Consider the following 22,883-nt stretch of genomic DNA (forward strand, 5'->3'; position numbering starts at 1 on the left):
AGGCGCAAAATTCCGGTTGGGTGTTAAGGCTCAGCTTAAGGGGCCGTTGCGGTTCCGTGATCTTGGGGTCTAGCGTTCGGTCCGCGGGAAACCTGACGAAGGAGATTTTCCACATGGAATGGCTCGACATCCTGAACACCGGATCGTCCATCTTCTCGAACGCGACCTCCGGGGTTAAGAACCTGATCGACATCCTGCACGCGCTCGGCCTGGCCTAGTTCGAGACGTGCCCCGGGCGAGGGCGGCTCCGGTCATCGGGGCCGCCCTCGTTCATATCCGGGAACCATCCGGCGACACGCAGGTGTCGACATGCTGGCGAGAGTATGGGCACAGCGAAGTTTGCTGCGGAACCCGCCGGATGCGGATAGCGTCGGTACATGACTGGACCGATGCCTTTGACACTCGCCTCGATCCGCCAAGCCCCGAAGGCCGTGCTGCACGACCATCTCGACGGAGGTCTGCGGCCCGCGACCGTCCTGGAGCTGGCCGCGCAGTGCAGATACGACAACCTGCCGGCACACGATGCCGAATCGTTGGGGCACTGGTTCCGCGATGCCGCCGACAGTGGCTCGCTCGAGCGCTATCTGGAAACCTTCGAACACACCGTCGCGGTGATGCAGACCCCGGAGGGGCTGCGCCGAGTGGCCCGCGAATGTGCGCAGGATTTGGCCGCCGACGGCGTGGTGTACGCCGAGGTGCGCTTCGCCCCCGAACAGCATCTGGAACGCGGGCTCACCCTCGACGAGGTGGTCGAGCACACGCTGGCCGGATTCCGCGAGGGTGAGGAGCTTGCCGCGGCGGCGGGCACGCCGATCACGGTGACCTGTCTGCTCACCGCCATGCGGCATGCGGCCCGCTCGCTCGAAATCGCGGAATTGACAGTGCGTTTCCGGGATCGGGGGGTGGCCGGATTCGATATCGCCGGTGCCGAGGCGGGCTACCCGCCCACCCGGCATCTGGACGCCTTCGAGTACATGCGGGCCAACCACGGGTTCTTCACCATTCACGCCGGAGAGGCCTTCGGGCTGCCCTCGATTCACGAGGCGCTGGCGTTCTGCGGCTGCGATCGGCTCGGACACGGCGTGCGGATCACCGACGACATCTTCGATTCCGATAGCGAGCCGCGGCTGGGGCTGGTGGCGAATTACGTGCGCGACAAGCGAATTCCGCTCGAGTTGTGCCCGTCGTCGAATGTGCAGACCGGTGCGGTGCCGTCGCTGGACAAGCATCCGTTCGATCTGCTGGCGCGGCTGCGATTCCGGGTCACGGTCAACACCGACAACCGGCTGATGAGCGATACCAGCATGAGCCGCGAAATGCTCAAGCTGGTCGAGACTTTCGGCTACGGGTGGAGCGACCTGGAGCGCTTCACCATCAACGCCATGAAGTCGGCGTTCATTCCGTTCCCGGACCGGCTGCGGCTGATCGACGAGGTGATCAAGCCTGGTTATGCGGTGCTGATCGGGTGACGAGGTCCCGTCATTCCGGCCTGGGGGCCGGAATGACGGGAAGTCGAGTGGGCTCGGCTGGGCGCGATAAAGGTTGTAGCTCAGCCCTTTTCGAGACGGCTCTCGAAGGCGTGCTCGAGTGCCCGCCAGGCCTCCGCCTCCGCGGTGAACGGCGGGCTGGGGGCCATCCGGCTGGGGTCGGGCTCGAGCAGATAGGAGACGTACCAGCCGAGCGGGGTGGATTTGGCCAGGGCCTGCTCGACCGTGTCGTCGCCCGCGTAATCGGCTGCGTCGGTGAACAATTCGACGGCCAGGTCGAGCTGTTCGATATCGACGGCCTTGGGGCCCTCGGCCAGATCGTCGGCCAAGCCGGGCAAGACGTAGACGTTCTCGTCCTCGACCTCGATCTCCAGCGAGCCGTCCACGGCGGCGGTCTGCACATCGCCGTAGGTGCTCACCCGGGCCAGATCGTGTTCGTGGTCGTCGGCCAGGTAGCGGGCCAGGGCGCGCTCGGAGCCGAACACCGTGATGGTGCCCTCGCTGCCCAGGAAGACCGGCTCGTCGTCGAGGTAACAGCGCAGCGTGTAGTAGGTGTCCGCGGTGGTGACGATCTTGATCGGGTCGATGCCGACCTCGTGCCAGAACGTCAACTCCTCGTCGGCTTCCTCGTCGTCCTCGTCCTCGTCGAGATCCACCGGCTCGATCTCGTCGTCGGTATCGGCCGCGTCCTCGGCGTCGACGATGTTCTCCTCGGCCGCAAGCAGTTCCGCCTCCGCGACGGCCACCGCGTCGGCGTCCACCTCGGGGGTCTGCACCACCGAGTCGATGGCGTCGACGACGCGGTCCCAGTCCTTGGCGATGGCGGCGCCGATCTGGTCCCACAGTTCCTCGCCCTCGCGCCCGTAGAAGGCGCTCACCCCGGCGGGAAGGGCGCCTAACACGGGATGGGATCCGAAGAACTTCGTCACCACCTCGAGCTCGCAGACCTCGCCGATGGTGCGGACCATGTCGAGCGTCTCCTCCAGCTCGCTCACGGTCTCCGGATCCGGATCGCCCGCGGCCAGCTCGGGCACGCCGACCAGATCGAAGGCATACTGCTCCTCCGGTTCCAGTTCGGCCGCGCCCAGACCCACGACGACCTTCCAGGACGGATGGTCGACGAGGTCGTTGTCGGTGTTGGTACGGATGAACGCTGCCATCTCGGCGACCGACTCGAAACCGTAGAGGGCGTCCTCGTGTCCGAGGAATGCCTCCCACTCGTCGTCACCGTCCCGCCAACGCGGAGCCCACAGTGTGACGAGGTCGCCGTCGGTCAGGCCGAGCTCGATCGGGACGATGTCTCCAGAAGCCATGACGGGAAGCCTATCGAGCCTCGGCGTTCGGCACTATTCGGCCCGCCCCGCAACGTTTCCCGGATGCCGCGCCACGAACGTGGAGTTGAGCTCCGAGACCACCTTGGAGCGTTGTTCGCCGGCGTCCTGCGCCGCCTGCTGGCAGGCCCAGATGATGGCCTGACCCACCTCGGCGGGCGGTCGGGAGGTGACCGCCTCCGACAGCGACAGCGCCACCAGCGCGCCGTTGCTGTCGACCTCGACACTCACCGAGCCGTCGTCGGTGGTGTGGCGGCCGCGGACCTGCTTCAGACCGTAGAGCGCGGCCTCGAGCGCCTCCAGCTTTTGGGTCGCCGCCGCGACCAACGCGTCCATCTCTGCACTCATAGCCTTACACCGGCCTCATCCAGCTCGTGGGTCCCGTGTCCTCGTCGTCCATGCGATCCAGCTCGTCCACCGCGGCCTGGCGGGTGGGCAGGTCGAGCTTGTCCAGGATCTCGGCGGGCATGCCGGATTCGGCCAGCAGCTCCCGGCGACGCGCCTTGGCGACGATGGTGGAGCGCTTGGTCAGGCGCAGGATCTCCGCGGCCAAAGCCTGTGCGCCGTAACGGTATTCGCTGCGCTCGAATTTGATCTCGACCGGCATGCCCTGATCGGTGGCCCGCACGCTGATGGTGCCCGCGCGATTGGTGCTGGCGGCCACCGTGACATTCGGTATCTGCTGCGGCTGGCTCATGAGGTGGGCCTGTAGAAGCCGTGGAACGCCATCCCTATGTTCTCCGTTCGAATCGAACCGATCTGAACCGGATCACCGGCCTCGACCATTTGTCCGTTGCCGATGACCATCGCGACGTGGCCGTCCCAGATGGCCAGATCGCCGGGCGCGAGATCGCCGGGGCTGACCGGGGTGGCGCCCGCGCTCTGGTCGGCGGCCAGCCGCGGCAGATCGACCCCGGCCTCGCCGTAGGCCCATTTGGTGAGGCCGCTGCAGTCCAGACCCGCGCCCGGGGTGTTGCCGCCCCAGACGTAGGGGGTGCCGACCGCGCTGATCGCGGATTTCACCGCGGTGGCGGCCTTCTCGTTGGGCGCCTCCACCTGACTGCCGTCGGGCAGGGTGATCATGACGCCGCCGTGCCGGCCGGGCTTCTCGCCGCCGGTGGTGTTACCCGGCGTCGGGGTGGTGGCGCCGCCGCTGGTGTTCGGGCGCGACGGCATGGCCATCGAGGCCTTGCTGACCAGGCCGTTCATCATCGAGCCGCCGCTGGAGAGGACGCCGCTGACCAGTGATCCGGCCTGCTGCGCGCCGTTGGCCAGGGGTGCGGCCAGGGCCGCGGGGGCGACGTTCGCGGGCGGGGGTGTGGGCGGCGGGGGCGTCAGCTCGGTCATCGACGCGGTGTGGGTGTCGAGTTCGGAGCGGACGCGGCCGACCACGTTCAGGGCCTGGCCGAGATGGTCGATCGCCGAACTCACCACGGCCGCCAGGCCGGGTGCGGTGCCGACGGCCGGGCCCAGGGCGGTGACCGAATTCACGAACGACTGCAGGATCGCGTCGAGTTCCTGCTGACCGGTCCGCACCGCGGCCGCGGCCTGGGCGACCACATCGGCGATGTCGTTGCCGCGATCGGACAGCGACGCGGCCGAGGTCTGCACCTTCAGCGCCTTGTCCATGGCGGCGTCGCCGCCGCGCCCGTCCCAGGCACTCGTCAACGCGTTGATACTCGAGCTGCCCGCCTGATGAATTCCGTCAAGGGAACTCGACGCCAGGCGCAGTGCATCGGCCGCGCCGCCGCCGGGCAGTACGCCGCTGCCGAAGCTGGACAGCAGATCGATGAGCGGCTGGGCGAGGGCGGTGAGGTCGACCACCGGCGCGGTCACGGCAGGTCTCCCTCGGCGGCCCGCACGCCCGCGGCGCCCGCGGCGTCGGTCGCGGTGTAGCTGCCCGCGGCGCTGGTGACCGCGGCGCCGACAGTGCCGAGCACCGCGGACAATTCGCCGATAGCGGCCACGTGACCGGCGTGGGCGGCGGCGTAGGCGGCCACGAAATCGCCACCCACGAGGCCGAAGATCGGACCCAGCAGAACCGGATTCGCGCCCGCGGCCCCGGCCGCGGCGGCGGCCATCTCACCGGCAAGTCCGTCGGCTGTCGCACCGTAGGCGGCGACGCCCTCGGTGTCGACCGAGATCTTGTGCATCAACATCCCCCATCGTGCTGGTCTCGTGGCAGATTACGTCATTCGAGTACTTCGACGCAGTCGCCGCGGGCACGGTTCCGCATTCCGTGCCATGAATTTGCCGCGGACCAGACCTTCGAGTCACTGCCTTGCGCTCGAACCTTATCGTTCCCTCATGCGCACGCACATCGTGGACCATCCGCTTGCCGCCGCCCTGCTGACCACCATGCGGGATGCCCGCACCCCGAATCCGGCCTTCCGCGCGGCCCTGCGCGACCTCACCGGCATCCTGATCTACGAGGCGCTGCGCGAGGCGGAGGTGACCACCTTCCAGGTCGCCACCCCCGTGGCCGCCGCCGAGGGCACGCGGCTGGCGCGGCCGCCGCTGCTGGTGCCGGTGCTGCGGGCCGGACTGGGCATGGTGGACGCGGCGAGTCGGCTGATTCCGGAATCGCGCGTGGGCTTCGTCGGCATCGCCCGCGACGAGCAGACCCATCAGCCGGTGCCGTACCTGGAGTCGCTGCCGGAGGATCTGTCGGGGCTGCCGGTGTTCGTGCTGGATCCGATGCTGGCCACGGGCGGGTCCATGCGGCACACGCTGGATCTACTGGCGGCCCGGCAGGCCACCGATATCACCGCGGTGTGCGTGGTGGCGGCGCCGGAGGGGGTTGCGGCGCTGACGGATTCGGGGTTGCCGGTGCGGCTGGTGACGGCGGCGGTGGACGCGGGTCTCAACGCCGATGCCTACATCGTGCCGGGGCTGGGCGATGCGGGCGATCGGCAGTTCGGACCGCGCTAGAGCTTCTCGCAGAAGGCGCGCAGTTCGGCGAGACGTTGGGTGGCGGCCAGTTTCGCGTCCGGTAGGGCCGCTCGGGACGGTGCGGGCTCGACCACCTCGAGGTAGCACTTGAGTTTGGGTTCGGTGCCGGACGGGCGGATGACGATGCGCTGGGCCGCGCCCTCGAAGATCAGTGCGTCCGTGCGCATCCGGCCGCGGGCCTGTGCGAGGTCCGTGCAGGTGACCGGCGCACCGGCGATGGTGGTGGGCGGGGTGTCACGCAGCCGAGCGACCACCTCGGCCGCCGCGGTCTGATCGGCCAGCCGCAGCGACACCTGATCGCCCGCGTGCAGGCCGAATTCGAGGGCGTAGTCGTCGAGGACGTCGTGCAGGCCGCGGCCCCGGCCGCGCAGCCGGGCGACCAGATCGGCGGCGGCCACGGCGGCGGAGATGCCGTCCTTGTCGCGCACCGCGGCTGGGTCGACGCAGTGGCCGATGGCCTCCTCGTAGGCGTAGACCAGGCCCTCGCCCGCGCGGGCCAGCCATTTGAAGCCGGTCAGCGTCTCCGCGTAGCGCGCGCCGCGCGCGGCGGCCAGCTTGCCCAGCAGGCGTGAGGACACGATCGTGGTGGCCACCAGCGCGTCCGTGGGCGCGGTGCGCAGCACGTAATCGGCCAGCAGCACACCGGTTTCGTCGCCGCGCAGCATGCGCCAGCCCTCGGGACCGGGCACGCCGATCGCGCAGCGGTCGGCGTCGGGATCCAGCGCGATGGCCAGATCCGCGTGCACCCGCCGCGCCAGCGCGAGCAGTTTGTCGCTGGCGCCGGGCTCCTCCGGATTGGGGAAGGCGACGGTCGGGAAGTCCGGGTCGGGGGCGAACTGGTCGACCACCACGTGCACATCGGTGAAACCCGCCGCGTGCAGCGCGGTCACGGCGGATTCGCCGCCGACACCGTGCATCGGCGTCAGCGCGATGCGAAGGGTCTTGCGCGGCAGGGCCTCCCGGGTATCGGGCTCCGCCGACGGCGTTTCCACCGGATCCGGGCCGCCGACCAGCCCCGGCAGCGCGGCCACCCGGGCCAGATAGCGCCGCACGATCTCCTCGCCCAGCTCCGTCACCGACGCGTCGGCGGCCAGGCCCAGCACCGCCGGGTCGGGTGCGGTGGGCACCGGATCGGCGCGCGAGATCGGTTCGGCCGCCGCCTCGATGCACTGTTCGATCTCGGCATCGGCGGGCGGGATCAGCTGCGAACCGCCATCGAGGTAGACCTTGTAGCCGTTGTCGGCGGGCGGATTGTGCGAGGCCGTGATCTGCACCCCGGCCACCGCGCCGAGCTCGCGCACCGCGAAGGCGACGATCGGCGTGGGCAGCGGTCGCGGCAGCGTCAGCACCGAGAAACCGGCCGCCGCGAACACTTCCGCGGTGGCGGTGGCGAATTCGGCCGAGCCGTGCCGGGCGTCGCGGCCGACGATCACCAAACCCCCACCCAGGCAACGCTTCCGCAGCCAGTCGGCCAGTCCCGCGGTCGCCCGGGTCACCGTGGCGACGTTCATCCCGTCGGGGCCGTCCTGCAGCGGCCCTCGCAGACCGGCGGTGCCGAAGCGCAACATCAGCGGCCCTTCCCTTCCCGCGCACGCGGCGCGAAACATCTCCAGCGGCAACGACATCCACGGGCCGCACCGCGCGCGATCCGGGGGTGCGGCGCGTCTCGTGCTACAGGCGTTCCAGCACGCCGCGCAACAGCTTGCCCAGTCGCGGTGCGGCGGCATGGCCCTCGGCGAGCACCTCGGCATGCGACAGGTGCGCGCCGGTGACGCCCGCGGCGAGGTTGGTGACCAGCGAGATGCCGAGGACCCGCGCCCCGGCCGCGCGGCAGGCGATGGCCTCGAGCACGGTCGACATGCCGACCAGATCCGCGCCCAGCGTGCCGAGCATGCGGATCTCGGCGGGGGTCTCGTACTGCGGACCGGTCAGGCCCGCGTAGACGCCCTCGGCCAGGCCCGGGTCGACTTCCTTTGCGACCTTGCGCAATTCGGGGTCCCAGGCGTCGACCAGGTCGACGAAGGTGGCGCCGGCCAGTGGGGTGCGGCCGGTCAGATTGAGGTGATCGCTGATCAGCACCGGATCGCCCACGCGCAGTCCGGAGCGGATGCCGCCCGCGGCATTGGTCAGCAGCACGATCTCGGCGCCGGCCGCGATCGCCGAGCGCACGCCGTGCACGACCTGCGCGGGCTCGTAGCCCTCGTAGAGGTGCTGGCGACCCATCATCAGCAGTACCGGTGCGTCGTTGACCTGCACCGAGTGCACCGTGCCCTGATGGCCCTGCGCCGTCGGCGCGCCGAAGCCGGGCAGGTCGGCCATCGGGATCGACGCCGAGGGGTTGCCAATCTCGGCGGCCGCCTCCTGCCAGCCCGATCCGAGCACCACCGCGATCCGGTGGCGCGACACTCCCGTATGTTCGGCGATCGCCTCGGCGGCCTGTTCGGCAGACATGTGGCTCACGATAGTCCCGCCGCCGCCGGGTCGCTCGACGCAGGTGTCGGGGGCGTCCGGTCATGACTCCTACTCGCCGCCGTGGGATTCGAGCAGCGCCGGATGCCCTGATCGGGGCAGGATGGGGCCGTGCGTGAACTCGTCGTGCTGGGGACGGCCAGCCAGGTGCCGACTCGGCAGCGGAACCACAATGGGTATCTGCTGCGCTGGGACCGCGAGGGGCTGCTGTTCGATCCGGGGGAGGGGACGCAGCGGCAGATGCAGTTCGCGGGGGTGTCGGCGACCGGCATCACGCGAATCTGCTTGACGCACTTCCATGGTGATCACTGCCTGGGGCTGCCCGGGGTGCTGGCCCGGTTGCATCTGGATCAGGTGCCGCATCCGGTGGACGTCTGCTATCCGGGGTCGGGGCAGGCGTTCTTCGAGCGGCTGCGCGATGTGGTGCCGTGGTTTCCGGGGCTGCGCGAGCGGCCGATCGCGGGCGCCGGGGCCGTGGACCTGCCCGATGCGCCGTTCACGCTCGAGACCGTGCGGTTGTCGCATCGGATCGACACCTTCGGCTATCGGCTGACCGAACCGGACGGTCGGCGGATGCTGCCGGATCGGCTGGCCGCCTTCGGCATCGCCGGGCCGGATATCGGGCGCTTGCAGCGGGAGGGTTCGCTGCGGCTGCCCGATGGGCGGGTGGTGGATCTGGCGGAGGTGTCGGCCGTGCGACGCGGCCAGCGGTTCGCCTTCGTGATGGATACCCGGATGTGTTCGGGCGTGGAGGAATTGGCGCAGGACGCGGACATGCTCGTGATCGAGGCGACCTTCCTCGACGCCGACGCCGCCCTCGCGCACGAGTTCGGGCATTTGACCGCCGCCGAGGCCGCGAAGGTGGCCGCGGCCGCCGGGGTGCGCACGCTGGTGCTCACGCACTTCTCGCAGCGCTACGGTGAGCTGGACGGCCATCGCGCGGAGGCCGCGAAGTACTTCGACGGCGAGCTCGTGGTGGCCGAGGATCTGCAGCGCGTACCGCTCCCTACTCGTCGGTAACTTCGTCGTATATCCTCAGCGCATGCCGTATTTGGAACGTGACGGGGACGTGTTCGTGCTCTACCTCGGTAACGAGGGGCAGACGGACAACGAGAACCGCTTCCATCCCGACTGGATCGACGCCTTCCACGGGTTGCTGGACGAGGTCGAGGCGTCGGAGGGTCCGGCGGCCCTGGTTACCGTGGCGACCGGCAAGTTCTACAGCAACGGCCTGGACACCGACTGGCTGTTCGCCAACTTCGATCGCAACTGCTGGTATCTGGACCGGGTGCATTCGCTCTACACCCGGCTGCTGACCTTCCCGATGGCCACCGTCGCCGCGGTGAACGGGCACGCCTTCGGTGCGGGTGCGATGCTGGCCACCTCGCACGACTTCCGGGTGATGCGCGCCGACCGCGGCTTCTGGTGCCTGCCCGAGGTGCATCTGGGCATGCCGTTCACGGTCGCGATGAACGCGCTGGTCACCGGGCGGCTGGCCAATCAGGTCGCGGTGGAGGCGATGACCACCGGTCGTCGCTACAGCGCCGATGACGCCATCGCGGCGGGCATCGTCGACGCCAAGGCCGACGCCGACAAGGTGCTCGCGACGGCGATCGAGCGGGCCGCCGGATTGGCCGGAAACCGCAAGCCGAACCTGCCGGTGATCAAGAAGGCCCTGCACGGACGCACTCTCGAGGGTCTGGCCGTCGAGACCACGCCGGAGAATCTGAAGTTCGCGCCCTGATAACCCGATAGGCGGTACGGCGGCCACAGTGCAACACTGTGTGCCATGCCACGCAACGGCGAGGACCGGGTTCGGGAGCAGTCGGGTGCGCGGGCGGATGAGGTCGCGCCCGCGGACCCGGCGGTGACCGCTGCCGCCGACGCCGCAATCGGCAGGGCCACCGGCGAGTTGATCGCGCTGTCGCATGCGATCCACGCCGAGCCCGAACTCGCCTTCGCCGAAACCCGCAGTGTGGCAAAGACACTGGCGCCCCTGCGAGATCGCGGCTTCGAAATCGAGCGGCCCGTGGCCGATCTGGACACCGCCTTCGTCGCGACCTATGGCAGCGGCGACCTCGTGGTGGGAATCTGCGCCGAGTACGACGCGTTGCCCGAGATCGGTCATGCCTGCGGGCACAACATCATCGCCGCGTCGGCGGTGGGCGCCGCGCTGGGCTTGGCCGAGGTGGCCGATGTGTGCGGAATCACGGTCAAGGTTTTCGGCACACCGGCCGAGGAGAGCGGCGGTGGCAAGGTGCTGATGCTCGAGCGCGGCGTATTCGACGGTCTGGCGATGGCGATGATGGTCCATCCGGGGCCCTACGACATCGTCGGCGCCCGCTCGCTCGCCCTGGCCGATCTGTCGGTCGTCTTCCGCGGCCGCGAGGCGCATGCCAGCGCCGCGCCCGAACAGGGGCGAAACGCCGGTGATGCGGTGACCGTCGCGCAGGTTGCTCTAGGCTTGCTGCGTCAACATCTCCGCCCCGGGCAGCAACTCCACGGTATAGTCAGTTCGGGCGGCGTAGCCCCCAACATAGTGCCCGGACATGCGGAACTGCTGTACTACCTACGGGCAGTCGACTCCGCATCCCTCGACGATCTGATGCGACGGGCATCGGCCTGTTTCGAGGCGGGAGCACTGGCGACCGGATGCACCCACGAAATCCGGACGCTCGCGCCCACATATACCGAGCTCACGCCCGATCCGGGGCTACTGTGGGCTTATCGCGAGCAGATCGTCGGAATGGGGCGCGTACCGCTCGCGCCGGAGTTGGAGGCGGCCCGGCCACTCGGGAGCACCGATATGGGCAACGTCACCAACGTCATTCCGGGCATCCACCCGGTTATCGGCATCGACGCCGGGGGCGCGGTGACACATCAGCCGGAGTTCGCGGCGGCCTGTGTGACGCCCTCGGCGGATACGGCCCTGATAGATGGGGCTACGGCTTTGGCGCGTACCGCGATACAGATAGCGGGCGATCAATTTCATAGGGCCAGGTTGTTGGAGCGCGGCATTCAGCGACAGGAGGAGATTCGGTGAGCACAAGCGGGGGTTCCGCCGCTGGCGTGGCGGACCCGGAGGAGGCGGCGACTTCGGAGGGCTCCGGAGGCTACGCGGCGGCCGACATCGTCGACACGGGCCGGAAGGCCGTCGACGCGTGGCTGCGCGAGCACTCGGAGGATCTGATCGGGTGGCGGCGGCACATTCACGCCAACCCCGAACTCTCCCGGACCGAATTCGCCACGACCGAGTTCATCGAGAGCTGGCTGGTCAAGGCCGGTCTCGAGCCGCGGAAGCTGCCCACCGGAACCGGCCTCATCTGCGATATCGGCCCCGACGGGCCGCGCATCGGCCTGCGCGCCGATATGGATGCGCTGCCGCTGCAGGAGTACACCGGCCTGCCGTTCGCCTCCGCCGTGCCCGGCGTGTCGCACGCCTGCGGGCACGATGCCCACACCGCGGTGCTGCTGGGCACGGCCATGGCACTGGCGGAGGTGCCCGAGTTGCCGGTCGGTGTGCGGCTGGTGTTCCAGCACGCCGAGGAGGTCATGCCGGGCGGCGCGATCGATATGGTCGCGGCCGGGGCGATGGAAGGTGTGTCGCGGATGTTCGCGCTGCACTGCGATCCCCGGCTCGAGGTCGGCCGGGTCGGCGTGCGGGTCGGGGCCATCACCTCGGCCGCCGACACCGTGGAGCTGGTGCTGGACTCGCCCGGCGGGCACACCTCGCGACCGCATCTGACCAGCGATCTGGTCTACGCGATCGGCACGGTGATCACGGGTCTGCCCGGCATGCTCAGCCGCCGCATCGATCCGCGTACCAGCACTGTCATGGTCTGGGGCGCGGTGTCGGCGGGCAAGGCGCCCAATGCGATTCCGCAGACCGGCATGCTGACCGGTACCGTGCGCACCGGCGATCACGCCACCTGGTCGCTGCTCGAGCCGATGGTGCGCGAGATCGTCGACGGGCTGCTCGCGCCGACCGGTGTGCGATACCAGCTGAACTACAAGCGCGGCGTGCCGCCGGTGGTCAACGAGGAGCAGGCCACCCGGATGTTCGAGAACGCGATCCGCACCCTGGGTCCGGACGCGCTGGCCGACACCCCGCAGTCGGGCGGCGGCGAGGACTTCTCCTGGTATCTGGAGGAGGTGCCGGGGGCGATGGCGCGGTTGGGCGTGTGGTCGGGCACCGGACCGCAGCTGGATCTGCATCAGCCGACGTTCGATATCGACGAGCGGGCGCTCGCGGTCGGCGTGCGGGTGATGACGAATCTGGTGCTGCAGCGGCACTGAGTCCAATGAAAGGCCCCCGGTCACGGGGGCCTTTTCGGTTACATCAGGCCGAACGTTCCCGGCCCCACGTTGCGACTGTTACGGGTGCGCAGGGCATGGGTGTATTCCGCTGGAGCCCCGGCCTTTTCGGCGGCATCGGCGATCACGCCCAGATAGCGCGCCGAGGGCAGGCCGCCCTCGTAGGCGTCCAGTACGTAGAGCCAGGCCAGCACCGGTTCGGTGCCCGTCCCCGGATTCGGGGTGACGCGTAGCCGAATCTTCTTGTGGATGCCGAAGTCCGACCCCTCCCAGCGGTCCAGACTCATCTCGTCCTCTGCCGAGACGTCGTAGAGCACCACGAACACGCGCTCGCCGGGTTCCTCGACCACGGTGGCCAGCGGGCCCTCCCAGCCGATGTCGTCGCCGGCGAAGGTCAGGCGCCAACCCTCCAGCCAGCCGGTCCCGTACACGGGAGAGTGCGGACAGCGCTTGAGCATCTGCTCGGGATCCATATTGGACCCATAGGCGGCGTATATCGGCACTCAGCAAGGGTATCGAATGGTGACGCGATAGATCCCCATCCCACTGTGTTCGGTTGTATCGCCCGCCGGGACGCGGGTTCGCGGCGGCCCGGGACGCGTACCCGCCGGATTTGCCGTCGGTAAGCGGTGATGCGGTCGAACCGGCGCGGAGCTGGACCGATAACGTTGAGAAGTACCGGAGATCCCGGTTGCACAGTTCGACAGCGGAGGGACACATGACCCGCATTGCGATCATCGGGGGCGGCCCCGCCGGCTATGAAGCGGCGTTGGTGGCGGCCCAGCACGGAGCGACGGTCACGGTGATCGATCGCGACGGCATCGGTGGAGCATGCGTGCTGTGGGACTGCGTCCCGTCCAAGACCTTCATCGCGTCCACCGGTGTGCGCACCGATCTGCGCCGCGCCCGCGACCTGGGCATCACGCTGCATCCGGCGCAGGCGAAGGTGCGGTTGTCGGAGGTCAACTCCCGGGTCAAGATGCTGGCGCAGGCGCAGTCCTCCGATATTCGGTCCAAACTGCAGGCCGCCGGGGTCGCCGTGCTCAACGGGCACGGCGAGCTGATCGACCAGATTCCGGGCCTGGCCACCCATCTGGTGCGGGCGACGCTGGGCGACGGCACCGAGCGGGTACTCGAGGCCGATGTCGTGCTGATCTCGACCGGCGCCAGCCCGCGGGTGCTGCCCGGCGCGGAGCCCGACGGCGAGCGGATCCTGAACTGGCGTCAGCTCTACGACCTCAAGGAGCTGCCGGAGACGCTGGTGGTGGTCGGTTCCGGTGTCACCGGCGCCGAATTCGTCTCGGCCTATACCGAGATGGGCGTCAAGGTGAAGGTCGTCTCCAGCCGCGACCGCATCATGCCCGGTGAGGATGCCGACGCCGCCCTGGTGCTCGAGGACGCCCTGACCGAGCGCGGCGTGGAACTGGTCAAGCAGGCCCGCGCCGACGCGGTCGAGCGCACGGCCGAGGGCATCGTGGTCAAGCTGGCCGACGGCCGCGCGGTGACCGGTTCGCATGTGCTGATGACGGTCGGCTCGACGCCCAACACCCAGAACCTCGGCCTGGAGCGGATCGGGATCCAGCTCGACAAGGGTGGTTACCTGCGCGTGGACCGGGTGTCGCGGACCCCGGTGCCGGGCATCTACGCGGCCGGTGACTGTACCGGCGTGCTGCCGCTGGCCTCGGTGGCCGCCATGCAGGGCCGGATCGCGATGTATCACGCGCTGGGCGAGGGTGTGCAGCCGATCCGCCTCAAGACCGTCGCCTCCGCGGTGTTCACCCGGCCCGAGATCGCGACCGTCGGGGTGAGCCAGACCGCGATCGATAACGGCGAGGTGCCCGCCCGCACGGTCATGCTGCCGCTGAACACCAATCCGCGGGCCAAGATGTCGGGCCTGCGCCGCGGCTTCGTGAAGATCTTCTGCCGCCCGGCCACCGGCGTGGTGATCGGCGGCGTGGTGGTCGCGCCGATCGCCTCCGAGCTGATCCTGCCCATCGCGATGGCGGTGCAGAACAATCTGACGGTCAACGATCTGGCGCAGACCTTCTCGGTGTATCCGTCGCTGTCCGGATCGATCACCGAGGCGGCCCGCCAGCTCATGCGCCACGACGACCTGGGCTGATATCGCCCCTGGTATCGCGGGCTTGACAATGCGAGAGGTCCTGTGTGGGTTGGTGTTTACGTCCGTGTTGCCTGAATGTTGTACGTGTGGTTCACTTCCCGCAGAGATGCGTGTGATGGTCGGTTGGTAGATTTCACGTGTGCGGGGGGAGAGTGTCTTTCCCGAACCGGAAATCCGCGAACGGCCCCCGGGCCGAGGGCAAGGTGCGGACCGGGCATCCGATGAGGGACAACAGCAGAGCGGGCGGCTCCACCACCACCCAGACGACGGCCGCCGCTCTCGGGAAAGGGATTGACGAGCAGTGAAACATCGTAAGCCGAGTCGGGTGCAGCGAGCGATGGCCACGACGTCGTTGCCTCTGGCCACCGCGGCCGCCGTCGCGACCATCCTGTCCGCACCGGCCAACGCCGTTCCCGGAGATCAGGCGCCGGTGCCGACCACACCGGCCTCGCCCCAGGACGCCGCGCCGTCGGATCAGAACACCCAGCAGCAGAACAACGGCCAGCAGGCCACCCCGCAGCAGGGGAACACCCAGCAGAGCAATCCGCAGCAGGGCGACTGCGTACCCACGCCGGAGCGGCCGTGCGCCCCGCAGCAGGGCCCGACCACGCCGTCGCAGCCCGGCGTCACCCCGCAGCAGCCGGGTGTGACGACCCCGCAGTCGCCGAATCCCTCGACGCCGCAGCAGCCGGGTGTGACCACGCCGCAGCAGCCGGGCACCACCAACCCCGACAGCCCGCAGATGGCCGGTCCGCAGCAGCCGGGTGTGACCGCGCCGCGCGTCGCGCCGCTGCCGGTGCCGGGGCAGAACAACCAGACCCCCCCGCCGCAGGCGGCCCCGGAGCAGAACAACCAGCAGGAGCTGAAGCCGGGTCAGCAGCCGGAGCAGGGCACCGCGCCCACCCGGCCGCAGCAGCCGCAGAGTGGCGGCAACAGCGACAACCTGACCGGCAACCAGGGCACCCAGCAGCAGGAGCCGCGCTGGAATTCGCCACGCCTGCAGCAGGCCCCGGCCGCGCCGGTCGTTCCGATGACCGGTCCGCGCACCGAGATCGGCGCCAATGTCGACGGCGGTGCGGTGCTGCCCGGCTTCGTGGCCAACACCCGCCACTTCAGCAACCTCGACGGCTACGTCGGGACCATCGGTTATCGCACGCCGACCGGGTCCGGTGACGCGGGTGCGTCGCTGGAGTTCGTGGAGCCCAACAAGATCAAGGTCACCTACTACACGCACGTTCCCGATCGCGAGGACGTCAAGGGTGAGACCTATGTCGACACCACCCAGGCCAATGCGGCCAAGGCGGCGGTGGAGGGCTGGATCCGGCAGCAGCCCGGTGGCGCCGCGGCGCTGGAGGCGGCCGCCCGAATTGGTAGGCTTCCGGAGGGCGAGATCGCTCCGGCACAGCTGAATGTCGCTGGCGTCACCACGCAGTGGGGTGGCGACGTTCAGTACTGACACAGACTGAGTTAGCAACGCGTGGGGCGGTCGGTGACCGCCCCACGCGTGTGTCATGGGGAAGGGACGGGTGATGGGCTCCGCAGACGACGGCAAGCGTGACGAATCCGAGCGGCCGGATCCGCAGCCGCAGGATCAGGCCGGGTCGGCGTTCGGCCCGCCCGTCTCCGAATTCGGCCCGCCGCTCACGGAATTCGGGCCTCCGCTGAAGGATTTCGGCCCGCCCACCGCGGGCGGTCCGGTCGGCTGGAAACCGGCCGACGCGCCGGAGCGTCCGACCCTCGGCTGGCAGCCCGCCGATGCTCCGGCCGCGCCGGTCCCGCCACCGCAGTACCGGACGCCCGATCCGGGCGTGCCCGGCCCGCCCCGTGCGCCGGAGCCGCCGTATCGCGCGCCGGACGTGGGTGCACCCGGCCCGGCTCGTGCGCCGGAATCGCCGTACCGCGCACCGGATTCGAGCGTGCCCGGCTCGGCTCATGCCCCGACTTCGCAGTATCGGGCTCCGGACGCGAGCACACCCGGTCCGGCTCGTGCGCCGGAATCGCCCTACCGCGCACCGGATTCGACCCCCGCCCCCGCGGAGGGGCGTGGCCCGGGAACCGATACGTGGTGGAAGTCCGCGCCGGAGGGTTATCCGCCCACGCCACCGAAATCCGCGCAGGCCCCGGCGCGCTCATCCGGATCCCTGTGGGACGACGACGAATTGGCGAAGAAGCTGGTCGCCGCGCGGCCCACGCCCACCGAGCCGGAGCCCTCACCCGAGGAGCCGGAACGCAAGACCGGCCTGCTGGTCGGTGGCCTCGCGGCCGCGCTCGCGGTGATCGTCGCGGTGGTGCTGGTGATCGTGTTCGTCAACCGGGGACGGGACGAGGACGATCCGCAACCGGGGCCGACCGCGGCCCCGCCGACGACCTCGGCCACGAACTGCCCGGCCAGCAGCAGCGGCAATGTCACCATCGGCAACGGCCCGGGGAACACCGACAGCGGAGCCGGGGCGATCCTGGGCTTCCAGCATGCCTACTACGTCGATCGCAGCGGGGAGAAGGTGCGCAGCTTCGTCGCCCCGGATTCGGATCGGGTACCGGCCGCGGACAGCCTGCAGCAGGTGATCGACACGAACATTCCGCAGGGCACCCGATTCTGCCTGCGCACCGAGCAACTCGCGGCGGACCGGTACACCGTCGAGCTGTCCGAGTTCCGTCCGGACGGCACCAGGACGCTGTACCGGCAGCTGGTGACCACGGTGAACCAAGGGGGGCGGAACCTGGTGTGGGGTATCGTGCCGCTCTGATGAATCTCAGATAATGAGATAATGATTTCAGATTCTGGTCAGCCTGTGCGACATTGGGTCCATCGCCCACCCCTGGAGGTGCCCCATGTCGCCCCACACGCCACCGCTGTCCCGCCGCCTGGACGGCCTGCAGAGCTCGGCGATCCGTGACCTGCTGAAGCTGACGGCCCGGCCGGACATCATCGGCCTCGCGGGTGGGCTGCCCGATGAGCAGCTCATGCCGCGCGACCGGATCGCCGCGGCCGCCGAGTCGGCGCTGGCCGATCGTTCCCGGCTGCAGTACACCGAGTCGGCGGGCTGGGGTCCGCTGCGCGAGGTGCTGGCGGCGCGCGAGTCCGCCCGGCTCGGGCGGGCGGTGCCGATCGAGGAGATCTTCGTCACTCACGGCTCGCAGCAGGCGCTGTCGCTGCTGGCCGAGGTGCTGCTGGATCCGGGCGCGCTCGTCGTGGTCGAGGATCCGGCGTATGTCGGTGCCCTGCAGGTGTTCCGGGCCGCGGGAGCGCGGGTGGTGGCGGTTCCGCTGGACGGCGAGGGCATGCGAATCGACGCGCTGACCGAGTTGTTGGCGCGCGGGGAACGTCCCGCGCTGGTCCACACCGTCAGCAACTTCCACAATCCGCGCGGGGTGACCATGAGCCCGTCGCGCCGCCGCGAACTGGCGAATCTGGCGCAGCGATACGGCTTCTGGGTGATCGAGGACGATCCCTACGGTGAGCTCTGGTTCGACCGGCCGTCGCCGGAACCCGTGGCGACCTACTCGCCCAACGTGATTCGGCTCTCCAGCGCCTCGAAGATCCTCGCCCCGACACTGCGGACGGGATGGATGATCGCGCCGAATGTCGTGTGCCGGGCCGTGGAATTGCTGAAACAGGGCGCCGACCTGTGCGGTTCCGCATTGACCCAGCAGATCGCCACCGAACTGCTGGCCGACGACCAGTGGCTGACCGGCCACGTCGACAAGGTGCGCCGCAGCTACGGCGAGCGGGCCGAAGCGCTGGTCGGCGCGCTGCGCGCCCGCCTCGGCGATCGGGTGGTGAGCACCGAGGCGACGGGCGGAATGTTCGTGTGGGTGGACTTCACCGACGGCACCGACACCGTCGAGTTGCTGCCGCGTGCCGTGGAACACGGCGTCGCCTTCGTGCCCGGCTCGGCCTTCGCGGTCTCCGCCGCGTATCGCAACTCGATGCGCCTGTGCTTCACCACCTCGGATGCGCCGACGCTGCACGAGGCGGTCGATCGCCTGGTGCGGGCGGTCTAATCCACCCAGTCGTAGGTGCGCTCGACCGCCTTGTTCCACTCGGTGTAGAGCTGGTCGCGTTCCTCGGCGGACATGGTGGGTTCCCACCTCTCGTCCTCGGCCCAGTTGGCGCGGATCTCCTCGGTGTCGGACCAGAAGTCGACGGCCAGACCCGCGGCGTAGGCGGCGCCGAGGGCGGTGGTTTCGGTGACGACCGGGCGGACCACGGGGACGTCGAGGATGTCGGATTGGAACTGCATGAGCAGTTCGTTGCCGACCATGCCGCCGTCCACCTTGAGGGTGGTCAGTTCGAGATCGAGCTTTTCCGATTCGGCGTCGGCGCGCATGGCGTCGGCCACCTCGCGGGTCTGGAATGCGGTGGCCTCCAGGACGGCTCGGGCGATGTGGCCCTTGTTCACGAAGCGGGTGAGCCCGGCGATGACGCCGCGCGCGTCGGGGCGCCAGCGGGGTGCGAACAGGCCCGAGAAGGCGGGCACGAAGTAGGCGCCGCCGTTGTCGTCAACCGAGCGGGCCAGCTCCTCGATCTCGTCGGCCGAGGAAATGATGCCGAGATTGTCGCGCAGCCACTGCACCAGCGAGCCGGTCACCGCGATCGAGCCCTCCAGGGCATACACCGCGTCCTGGTCGCCGATGCGGTAGCAGACCGTGGTGAGCAGGCCGTACTTGCTCACCACGGGCGTGGTGCCGGTGTTGAGCAGCATGAAATTGCCGGTGCCGTAGGTGTTCTTGGCCTCGCCGGGCTTCAGGCAGGCCTGCCCGAAGGTGGCGGCCTGCTGGTCACCGAGGATGCCCGCGACCGAGACCCCGGCCAGCGGACCCGAGGAGATTTCCGCGTACACCTCCGAGGAGCTGCGGATCTCCGGCAGTACCGACTCCGGGATGCCGAAATCCGCGCAGATCTGCGAATCCCATTGCAGCTCACGCAGATCCATCAGCATGGTGCGCGAGGCATTGGTGACGTCGGTGATGTGTTCGCCGGTCAGATTCCACAGGATCCAGCTGTCGATGGTGCCGAAGCACAGCTCCCCGGCCTCGGCGCGCTCGCGCGCGCCGTCCACGTTGTCCAGGATCCAGCGCAGTTTGGGACCGGCGAAGTAGGTGCTCAGCGGCAGCCCGGTGCGCTCGGCGTAGCGGTTGGGGCCCTCGGAGCCGGCCAGTTCCCGGCACAGCGCCGCGGTCCGGGTGTCCTGCCAGACGATGGCGTTGTACACCGGCTCGCCGGTGGAACGGTCCCACACCACCGTCGTCTCGCGCTGATTGGTGATGCCGACCGCGGCGATGTCCTCGGCGCTCAGATCGTTCTGCTCGAGCACCTCACCGATCACGGATTCGGTATTGCGCCAGATGGTTTCGGCATCGTGCTCGACCCAGCCGCGCTGCGGGAACAGCTGCTCGTGCTCGCGCTGGGCGACGCCGACGACACGGCCGGAGTGGTCGAAGACGATGCACCGGCTCGAGGTCGTGCCCTGATCGATGGCGGCCACATAGCGTCGCATTCGTGCAGGCTACTAAACGGGCGCGGCGGCGCGCATCACCTCGCCGTGGAGTTCGGCGTGGACTAGTGTTGATCTCGGTTACCCTCGGGTAACGTCGACCGGGGACGGAGCTTTCACCGACGAGGCGGGCCCACGCCGCAGGATGCGGGGCCGCGGAGGAGTGAGGCGATGACGAAGCATGCGGATCCGCGGGTGCAGTCGCCCGGCGCATTGGGCCCTGAGCAGCGGGCGGCGGCCTGGGAGCGGCTGGGCAAGGATCATTTCGACGTGGTGGTGATCGGCGGCGGCGTGGTGGGCGCCGGGATCGCCCTGGACGCGGCCACCCGCGGGCTCGAGGTCGCGCTGGTGGAGGCGCGCGACCTCGCCTCGGGCACGTCGAGCCGGTCGTCGAAGATGTTCCACGGCGGCCTGCGCTACCTCGAACAGCTGGAGTTCGGCCTGGTGCAGGAGGCGCTGCGCGAGCGCGAGCTGAGCCTGACCTCGCTGGCCCCACATCTGGTGCAGCCGTTGCGCTTTCTGTATCCGCTGACCCATCGGGCGTGGGAGCGGCCCTATGTCGCGGCGGGCCTGTTCCTCTACGACACCATGGGCGGGAAGAAGTCCGTCCCGGGGCAGCATCATCTGACCCGATCGGGCGCGCTGCGACTGTTCCCGGGCCTGCGCCGCGACGCGCTGATCGGCGGGCTCACCTACTACGACACGGTCGTCGACGACGCCCGGCACACCATGACCCTGGCCCGCACCGCCGCCCACTACGGCGCGGTGGTTCGCACCTCCACCCAGGTGGTCGGATTCCTGCGGGAGGCCGATCGGGTGGTGGGCGTGAAGGTGCGCGACAGCGAGGACGGCCGCACCACCGAGGTGCGCGGGCATGTGGTGATCAACGCCACCGGCGTATGGACCGACGAGATCCAGGCGCTGTCGCATCTGCGCGGCCGCTTCCATGTGCGGGCCTCGAAGGGGGTGCACATCGTGGTCCCCCGCGATCGCATCGCCAGCGATACCGGACTGATCCTGCGCACGGCGACCTCGGTGCTGTTCGTCATCCCGTGGAAGAGCAACAACCACTGGCTCATCGGCACCACCGACACCGACTGGAACCTCGACCTCGCCCATCCGGCCGCGACCAAGGCCGATATCGACTACCTGCTGGAGCAGGTGAACCGCGTGCTGGTCACCCCGCTCACCCACGACGACATCCAGGGCGTGTACGCGGGGCTGCGGCCGCTGCTGGCGGGGGAGAGCGACGAGACGTCCAAGCTGTCGCGCGAACACGCCGTCGCGCGGATCGCGCCCGGCCTGGTGGCGATCGCGGGCGGCAAGTACACCACCTACCGGGTGATGGCCTACGACGCGGTCGACGCCGCGGCGCAGGACATTCCGCAGCGGGTGTCGCCGTCGATCACCGAGAAGGTGCCGCTGCTGGGGGCCGACGGCTATTTCGCCCTGCTCAACCAGACCCCGCATCTGGCGCAGACCTACGGCGTGCACCCGTACCGGATCGAGCATCTGCTCAACCGCTACGGCTCCATGGTCACCGATGTGCTCGACCTCGCGGCGGGCAAACCCGATCTGCTGCAACCGATTACGGAGGCCCCGAGCTATCTGAAGGTGGAGGCGGTCTACGCGGCCGCGGCCGAGGGCGCGCTACACCTCGACGACATCCTGGCCCGCCGCACCCGCATCTCCATCGAGTACTCCCACCGCGGCGTCGAATGCGCCGAGGAGGTGGCCCGACTCGTCGCACCGGTGCTCGGCTGGGAGGACGCCGATGTCAAGCGCGAGGTGGACACCTACAACGCCCGCGTCGACGCCGAGATCCGCTCGCAGACCCAGCCGGATGACGTCTCCGCCGATGCCTTGCGCGCCGCCGCGCCGGAGCCCCGGCCGGAGATTCTGGAGCCGGTCCCGATCGAGGGGTGAGCGCGCCTCGGGGGCGATCAGTTCCGGAGGACGCCCAGGGGCGTGGGTGTCCTCGGCGGCCGCCTCGCCTGCGTGTGCGGGGGTAGATGCCGAGGCCGAGCAGGGGTGGCGCTGAGGGACTTTCGAGTCCCGTGTCGCGACGAGTGCGAATGTTCGCGCCGCAAAAGGGAATCAATCGGTCTGTGCACGCGCCGGGGCCGCGCGCTCGGTCTGCACCGCCCAGGTGACCAGTGCGTGCAGATAGTGCAGGACCAGGTCGTCGGGATGGCGATCGGGATCGTCGAGATGCAGGCGGGCCAGTTCCTCCATGGCGGCCAACAGGATTCGCTCGGTCGGGCCGTCCGGGTCGACGGTGACGCCCGCGAGCCGGGACAGGTGGCGGGCGCCGACCCGGCGCGCGTAGGCGCGGCCGATCTCGATGCGTTCGCGCAACTCCGGTGGCGCGCCGTCGGGCGGGCGGAGGATGATGCGCCAACTTGCCGGGGCCGCATGCAGATATGCGAGGATGCCGCGGCCGATGTCGACCGGGTCGGTGGCGATATCGGCCGGGTCGGTGTCCGGCCGGTCGACCGACCGCAGGCCCGCGAAGGCGATGGCCGACTCCCGGTCCAGCAGCGCCGTGATCAGGCCGGGCAGATCGGTGAACTGCTGATAGACGACCGTGCGGGTGACCTGTGCCGAGCGGGCGACGCGATCGATGGTGACGGCGGCGAAGCCCTCGGACGCGACGATATCGCGGGCGAGGTCCAGCAGCTGTTCCCGCCGCTGGGCGCCGGACATGCGG

General features: G+C 69.5%; 21 protein-coding genes. 11 read left to right on the forward strand and 10 right to left on the reverse strand.

The window, feature by feature from the left end:
• Positions 1–377 precede the first annotated feature (377 nt).
• Positions 378–1,469, forward strand: a complete 1,092-nt coding sequence (locus tag NDR87_RS30155; RefSeq protein ID WP_251917178.1) for an adenosine deaminase — start codon at positions 378–380, stop codon at positions 1,467–1,469.
• Positions 1,470–1,549: 80 nt separating this feature from the next.
• On the opposite strand, the gene NDR87_RS30160 is transcribed toward NDR87_RS30155, so the two are convergent.
• Genes NDR87_RS30160 through NDR87_RS30180 form a run of 5 tightly spaced genes read right to left on the reverse strand, consistent with a single transcriptional unit; the run spans position 1,550 to position 4,971 of the window.
• Positions 1,550–2,800, reverse strand: a complete 1,251-nt coding sequence (locus tag NDR87_RS30160; protein WP_251917179.1) for a primosomal protein — start codon at positions 2,798–2,800, stop codon at positions 1,550–1,552.
• A 33-nt stretch (positions 2,801–2,833) separates the two neighbouring features.
• On the reverse strand, positions 2,834–3,166 hold the full coding sequence (locus tag NDR87_RS30165) for a YbaB/EbfC family nucleoid-associated protein (RefSeq protein ID WP_251917181.1): 333 nt from the start codon (positions 3,164–3,166) through the stop codon (positions 2,834–2,836).
• A 4-nt stretch (positions 3,167–3,170) separates the two neighbouring features.
• Complete coding sequence (locus tag NDR87_RS30170) at positions 3,171–3,515, reverse strand: hypothetical protein (RefSeq protein WP_251917182.1); 345 nt, start codon at positions 3,513–3,515, stop codon at positions 3,171–3,173.
• On the reverse strand, positions 3,512–4,654 hold the full coding sequence (locus tag NDR87_RS30175; RefSeq protein WP_372494339.1) for a C40 family peptidase: 1,143 nt from the start codon (positions 4,652–4,654) through the stop codon (positions 3,512–3,514). Before NDR87_RS30175 ends, NDR87_RS30170 begins: the two co-directional genes overlap by 4 nt.
• The gene (locus tag NDR87_RS30180; RefSeq protein WP_251917184.1) at positions 4,651–4,971 is read right to left on the reverse strand and encodes a type VII secretion target; all 321 of its coding nucleotides are present in this window, start codon (positions 4,969–4,971) and stop codon (positions 4,651–4,653) included. Before NDR87_RS30180 ends, NDR87_RS30175 begins: the two co-directional genes overlap by 4 nt.
• Before the next feature lie 154 nt (positions 4,972–5,125).
• Here NDR87_RS30180 and upp point away from each other — a divergent pair, with 154 nt between their 5' ends.
• Positions 5,126–5,749 carry a uracil phosphoribosyltransferase gene (gene upp / locus NDR87_RS30185; protein WP_251917185.1) on the forward strand — a complete coding sequence of 208 codons (624 nt, stop codon included), beginning with the start codon at positions 5,126–5,128 and terminating at the stop codon, positions 5,747–5,749.
• On the opposite strand, the gene NDR87_RS30190 is transcribed toward upp, so the two are convergent.
• On the reverse strand, positions 5,746–7,338 hold the full coding sequence (locus NDR87_RS30190) for a phospho-sugar mutase (RefSeq protein ID WP_251917343.1): 1,593 nt from the start codon (positions 7,336–7,338) through the stop codon (positions 5,746–5,748). The genes upp and NDR87_RS30190 overlap by 4 nt on opposite strands.
• A 103-nt stretch (positions 7,339–7,441) precedes the next feature.
• On the reverse strand, positions 7,442–8,221 hold the full coding sequence (locus NDR87_RS30195) for a purine-nucleoside phosphorylase (RefSeq protein ID WP_251917187.1): 780 nt from the start codon (positions 8,219–8,221) through the stop codon (positions 7,442–7,444).
• 129 nt (positions 8,222–8,350) lie between these two features.
• On the opposite strand from NDR87_RS30195, the gene NDR87_RS30200 reads away from it, so the two are divergent.
• The 4 genes from NDR87_RS30200 (at position 8,351) to NDR87_RS30215 (ending at position 12,535) form a co-directional block, all read left to right on the forward strand.
• Entirely contained in the window at positions 8,351–9,259 is a 909-nt protein-coding gene (locus NDR87_RS30200; RefSeq protein WP_251917189.1) for a ribonuclease Z, read from the forward strand.
• Between the two features lie 22 nt (positions 9,260–9,281).
• A complete protein-coding gene (locus tag NDR87_RS30205; RefSeq protein ID WP_251917191.1) occupies positions 9,282–9,983 on the forward strand; it encodes an enoyl-CoA hydratase-related protein in 702 nt (233 codons plus the stop codon).
• A gap of 45 nt (positions 9,984–10,028) precedes the next feature.
• Positions 10,029–11,282, forward strand: a complete 1,254-nt coding sequence (locus tag NDR87_RS30210; RefSeq protein WP_286014232.1) for a M20 family metallopeptidase — start codon at positions 10,029–10,031, stop codon at positions 11,280–11,282.
• A gap of 86 nt (positions 11,283–11,368) precedes the next feature.
• Entirely contained in the window at positions 11,369–12,535 is a 1,167-nt protein-coding gene (locus NDR87_RS30215) for a M20 family metallopeptidase (protein ID WP_251917345.1), read from the forward strand.
• A gap of 38 nt (positions 12,536–12,573) precedes the next feature.
• On the opposite strand, the gene NDR87_RS30220 is transcribed toward NDR87_RS30215, so the two are convergent.
• On the reverse strand, positions 12,574–13,056 hold the full coding sequence (locus tag NDR87_RS30220) for a gamma-glutamylcyclotransferase (protein ID WP_251917194.1): 483 nt from the start codon (positions 13,054–13,056) through the stop codon (positions 12,574–12,576).
• Between the two features lie 215 nt (positions 13,057–13,271).
• Between NDR87_RS30220 and NDR87_RS30225 the strand changes: the two genes are divergently transcribed.
• The 4 genes from NDR87_RS30225 to NDR87_RS30240 all read left to right on the forward strand — a co-directional run bounded on the left by NDR87_RS30225 (position 13,272) and on the right by NDR87_RS30240 (position 18,680).
• Entirely contained in the window at positions 13,272–14,675 is a 1,404-nt protein-coding gene (locus NDR87_RS30225) for an NAD(P)H-quinone dehydrogenase (RefSeq protein WP_251917196.1), read from the forward strand.
• A gap of 337 nt (positions 14,676–15,012) precedes the next feature.
• Positions 15,013–16,131, forward strand: a complete 1,119-nt coding sequence (locus tag NDR87_RS30230; RefSeq protein ID WP_251917198.1) for a hypothetical protein — start codon at positions 15,013–15,015, stop codon at positions 16,129–16,131.
• 73 nt (positions 16,132–16,204) lie between these two features.
• The gene (locus NDR87_RS30235) at positions 16,205–17,422 is read left to right on the forward strand and encodes a hypothetical protein (RefSeq protein ID WP_251917200.1); all 1,218 of its coding nucleotides are present in this window, start codon (positions 16,205–16,207) and stop codon (positions 17,420–17,422) included.
• 85 nt (positions 17,423–17,507) lie between these two features.
• The gene (locus NDR87_RS30240) at positions 17,508–18,680 is read left to right on the forward strand and encodes a PLP-dependent aminotransferase family protein (protein WP_251917202.1); all 1,173 of its coding nucleotides are present in this window, start codon (positions 17,508–17,510) and stop codon (positions 18,678–18,680) included.
• On the opposite strand, the gene glpK is transcribed toward NDR87_RS30240, so the two are convergent.
• The gene (glpK, locus tag NDR87_RS30245) at positions 18,677–20,176 is read right to left on the reverse strand and encodes a glycerol kinase GlpK (RefSeq protein ID WP_251917204.1); all 1,500 of its coding nucleotides are present in this window, start codon (positions 20,174–20,176) and stop codon (positions 18,677–18,679) included. The genes NDR87_RS30240 and glpK overlap by 4 nt on opposite strands.
• 168 nt (positions 20,177–20,344) lie before the next feature.
• Between glpK and glpD the strand changes: the two genes are divergently transcribed.
• Entirely contained in the window at positions 20,345–22,099 is a 1,755-nt protein-coding gene (gene glpD / locus NDR87_RS30250; protein ID WP_251917205.1) for a glycerol-3-phosphate dehydrogenase, read from the forward strand.
• Between the two features lie 171 nt (positions 22,100–22,270).
• Here the strand turns inward: glpD and NDR87_RS30255 are convergent, their stop codons facing one another.
• Positions 22,271–22,879 carry a TetR family transcriptional regulator gene (locus tag NDR87_RS30255; protein WP_286014237.1) on the reverse strand — a complete coding sequence of 203 codons (609 nt, stop codon included), beginning with the start codon at positions 22,877–22,879 and terminating at the stop codon, positions 22,271–22,273.
• Between the last annotated feature and the right edge of the window lie 4 nt (positions 22,880–22,883).

Origin of the sequence: Nocardia sp. CDC159, assembly GCF_023740735.1 — a bacterium.
GTDB lineage: Bacteria > Actinomycetota > Actinomycetes > Mycobacteriales > Mycobacteriaceae > Nocardia > Nocardia pulmonis.

Bases quoted from the DNA above. Each gene is read 5' to 3' on its own strand.
- NDR87_RS30155 (WP_251917178.1), top strand. From the start codon at position 378: ATGACTGGACCGATGCCTTTGACACTCGCCTCGATCCGCCAAGCCCCG.
- NDR87_RS30160 (WP_251917179.1), bottom strand. From the start codon at position 2,800: ATGGCTTCTGGAGACATCGTCCCGATCGAGCTCGGCCTGACCGACGGC.
- NDR87_RS30165 (WP_251917181.1), bottom strand. From the start codon at position 3,166: ATGAGTGCAGAGATGGACGCGTTGGTCGCGGCGGCGACCCAAAAGCTG.
- NDR87_RS30170 (WP_251917182.1), bottom strand. From the start codon at position 3,515: ATGAGCCAGCCGCAGCAGATACCGAATGTCACGGTGGCCGCCAGCACC.
- NDR87_RS30180 (WP_251917184.1), bottom strand. From the start codon at position 4,971: ATGCACAAGATCTCGGTCGACACCGAGGGCGTCGCCGCCTACGGTGCG.
- upp (WP_251917185.1), top strand. From the start codon at position 5,126: ATGCGCACGCACATCGTGGACCATCCGCTTGCCGCCGCCCTGCTGACC.
- NDR87_RS30190 (WP_251917343.1), bottom strand. From the start codon at position 7,338: ATGTTGCGCTTCGGCACCGCCGGTCTGCGAGGGCCGCTGCAGGACGGC.
- NDR87_RS30195 (WP_251917187.1), bottom strand. From the start codon at position 8,221: ATGTCTGCCGAACAGGCCGCCGAGGCGATCGCCGAACATACGGGAGTG.
- NDR87_RS30205 (WP_251917191.1), top strand. From the start codon at position 9,282: ATGCCGTATTTGGAACGTGACGGGGACGTGTTCGTGCTCTACCTCGGT.
- NDR87_RS30210 (WP_286014232.1), top strand. From the start codon at position 10,029: ATGCCACGCAACGGCGAGGACCGGGTTCGGGAGCAGTCGGGTGCGCGG.
- NDR87_RS30225 (WP_251917196.1), top strand. From the start codon at position 13,272: ATGACCCGCATTGCGATCATCGGGGGCGGCCCCGCCGGCTATGAAGCG.
- NDR87_RS30230 (WP_251917198.1), top strand. From the start codon at position 15,013: ATGGCCACGACGTCGTTGCCTCTGGCCACCGCGGCCGCCGTCGCGACC.
- NDR87_RS30235 (WP_251917200.1), top strand. From the start codon at position 16,205: ATGGGCTCCGCAGACGACGGCAAGCGTGACGAATCCGAGCGGCCGGAT.
- NDR87_RS30240 (WP_251917202.1), top strand. From the start codon at position 17,508: ATGTCGCCCCACACGCCACCGCTGTCCCGCCGCCTGGACGGCCTGCAG.
- glpK (WP_251917204.1), bottom strand. From the start codon at position 20,176: ATGCGACGCTATGTGGCCGCCATCGATCAGGGCACGACCTCGAGCCGG.
- glpD (WP_251917205.1), top strand. From the start codon at position 20,345: ATGACGAAGCATGCGGATCCGCGGGTGCAGTCGCCCGGCGCATTGGGC.
- NDR87_RS30255 (WP_286014237.1), bottom strand. From the start codon at position 22,879: ATGTCCGGCGCCCAGCGGCGGGAACAGCTGCTGGACCTCGCCCGCGAT.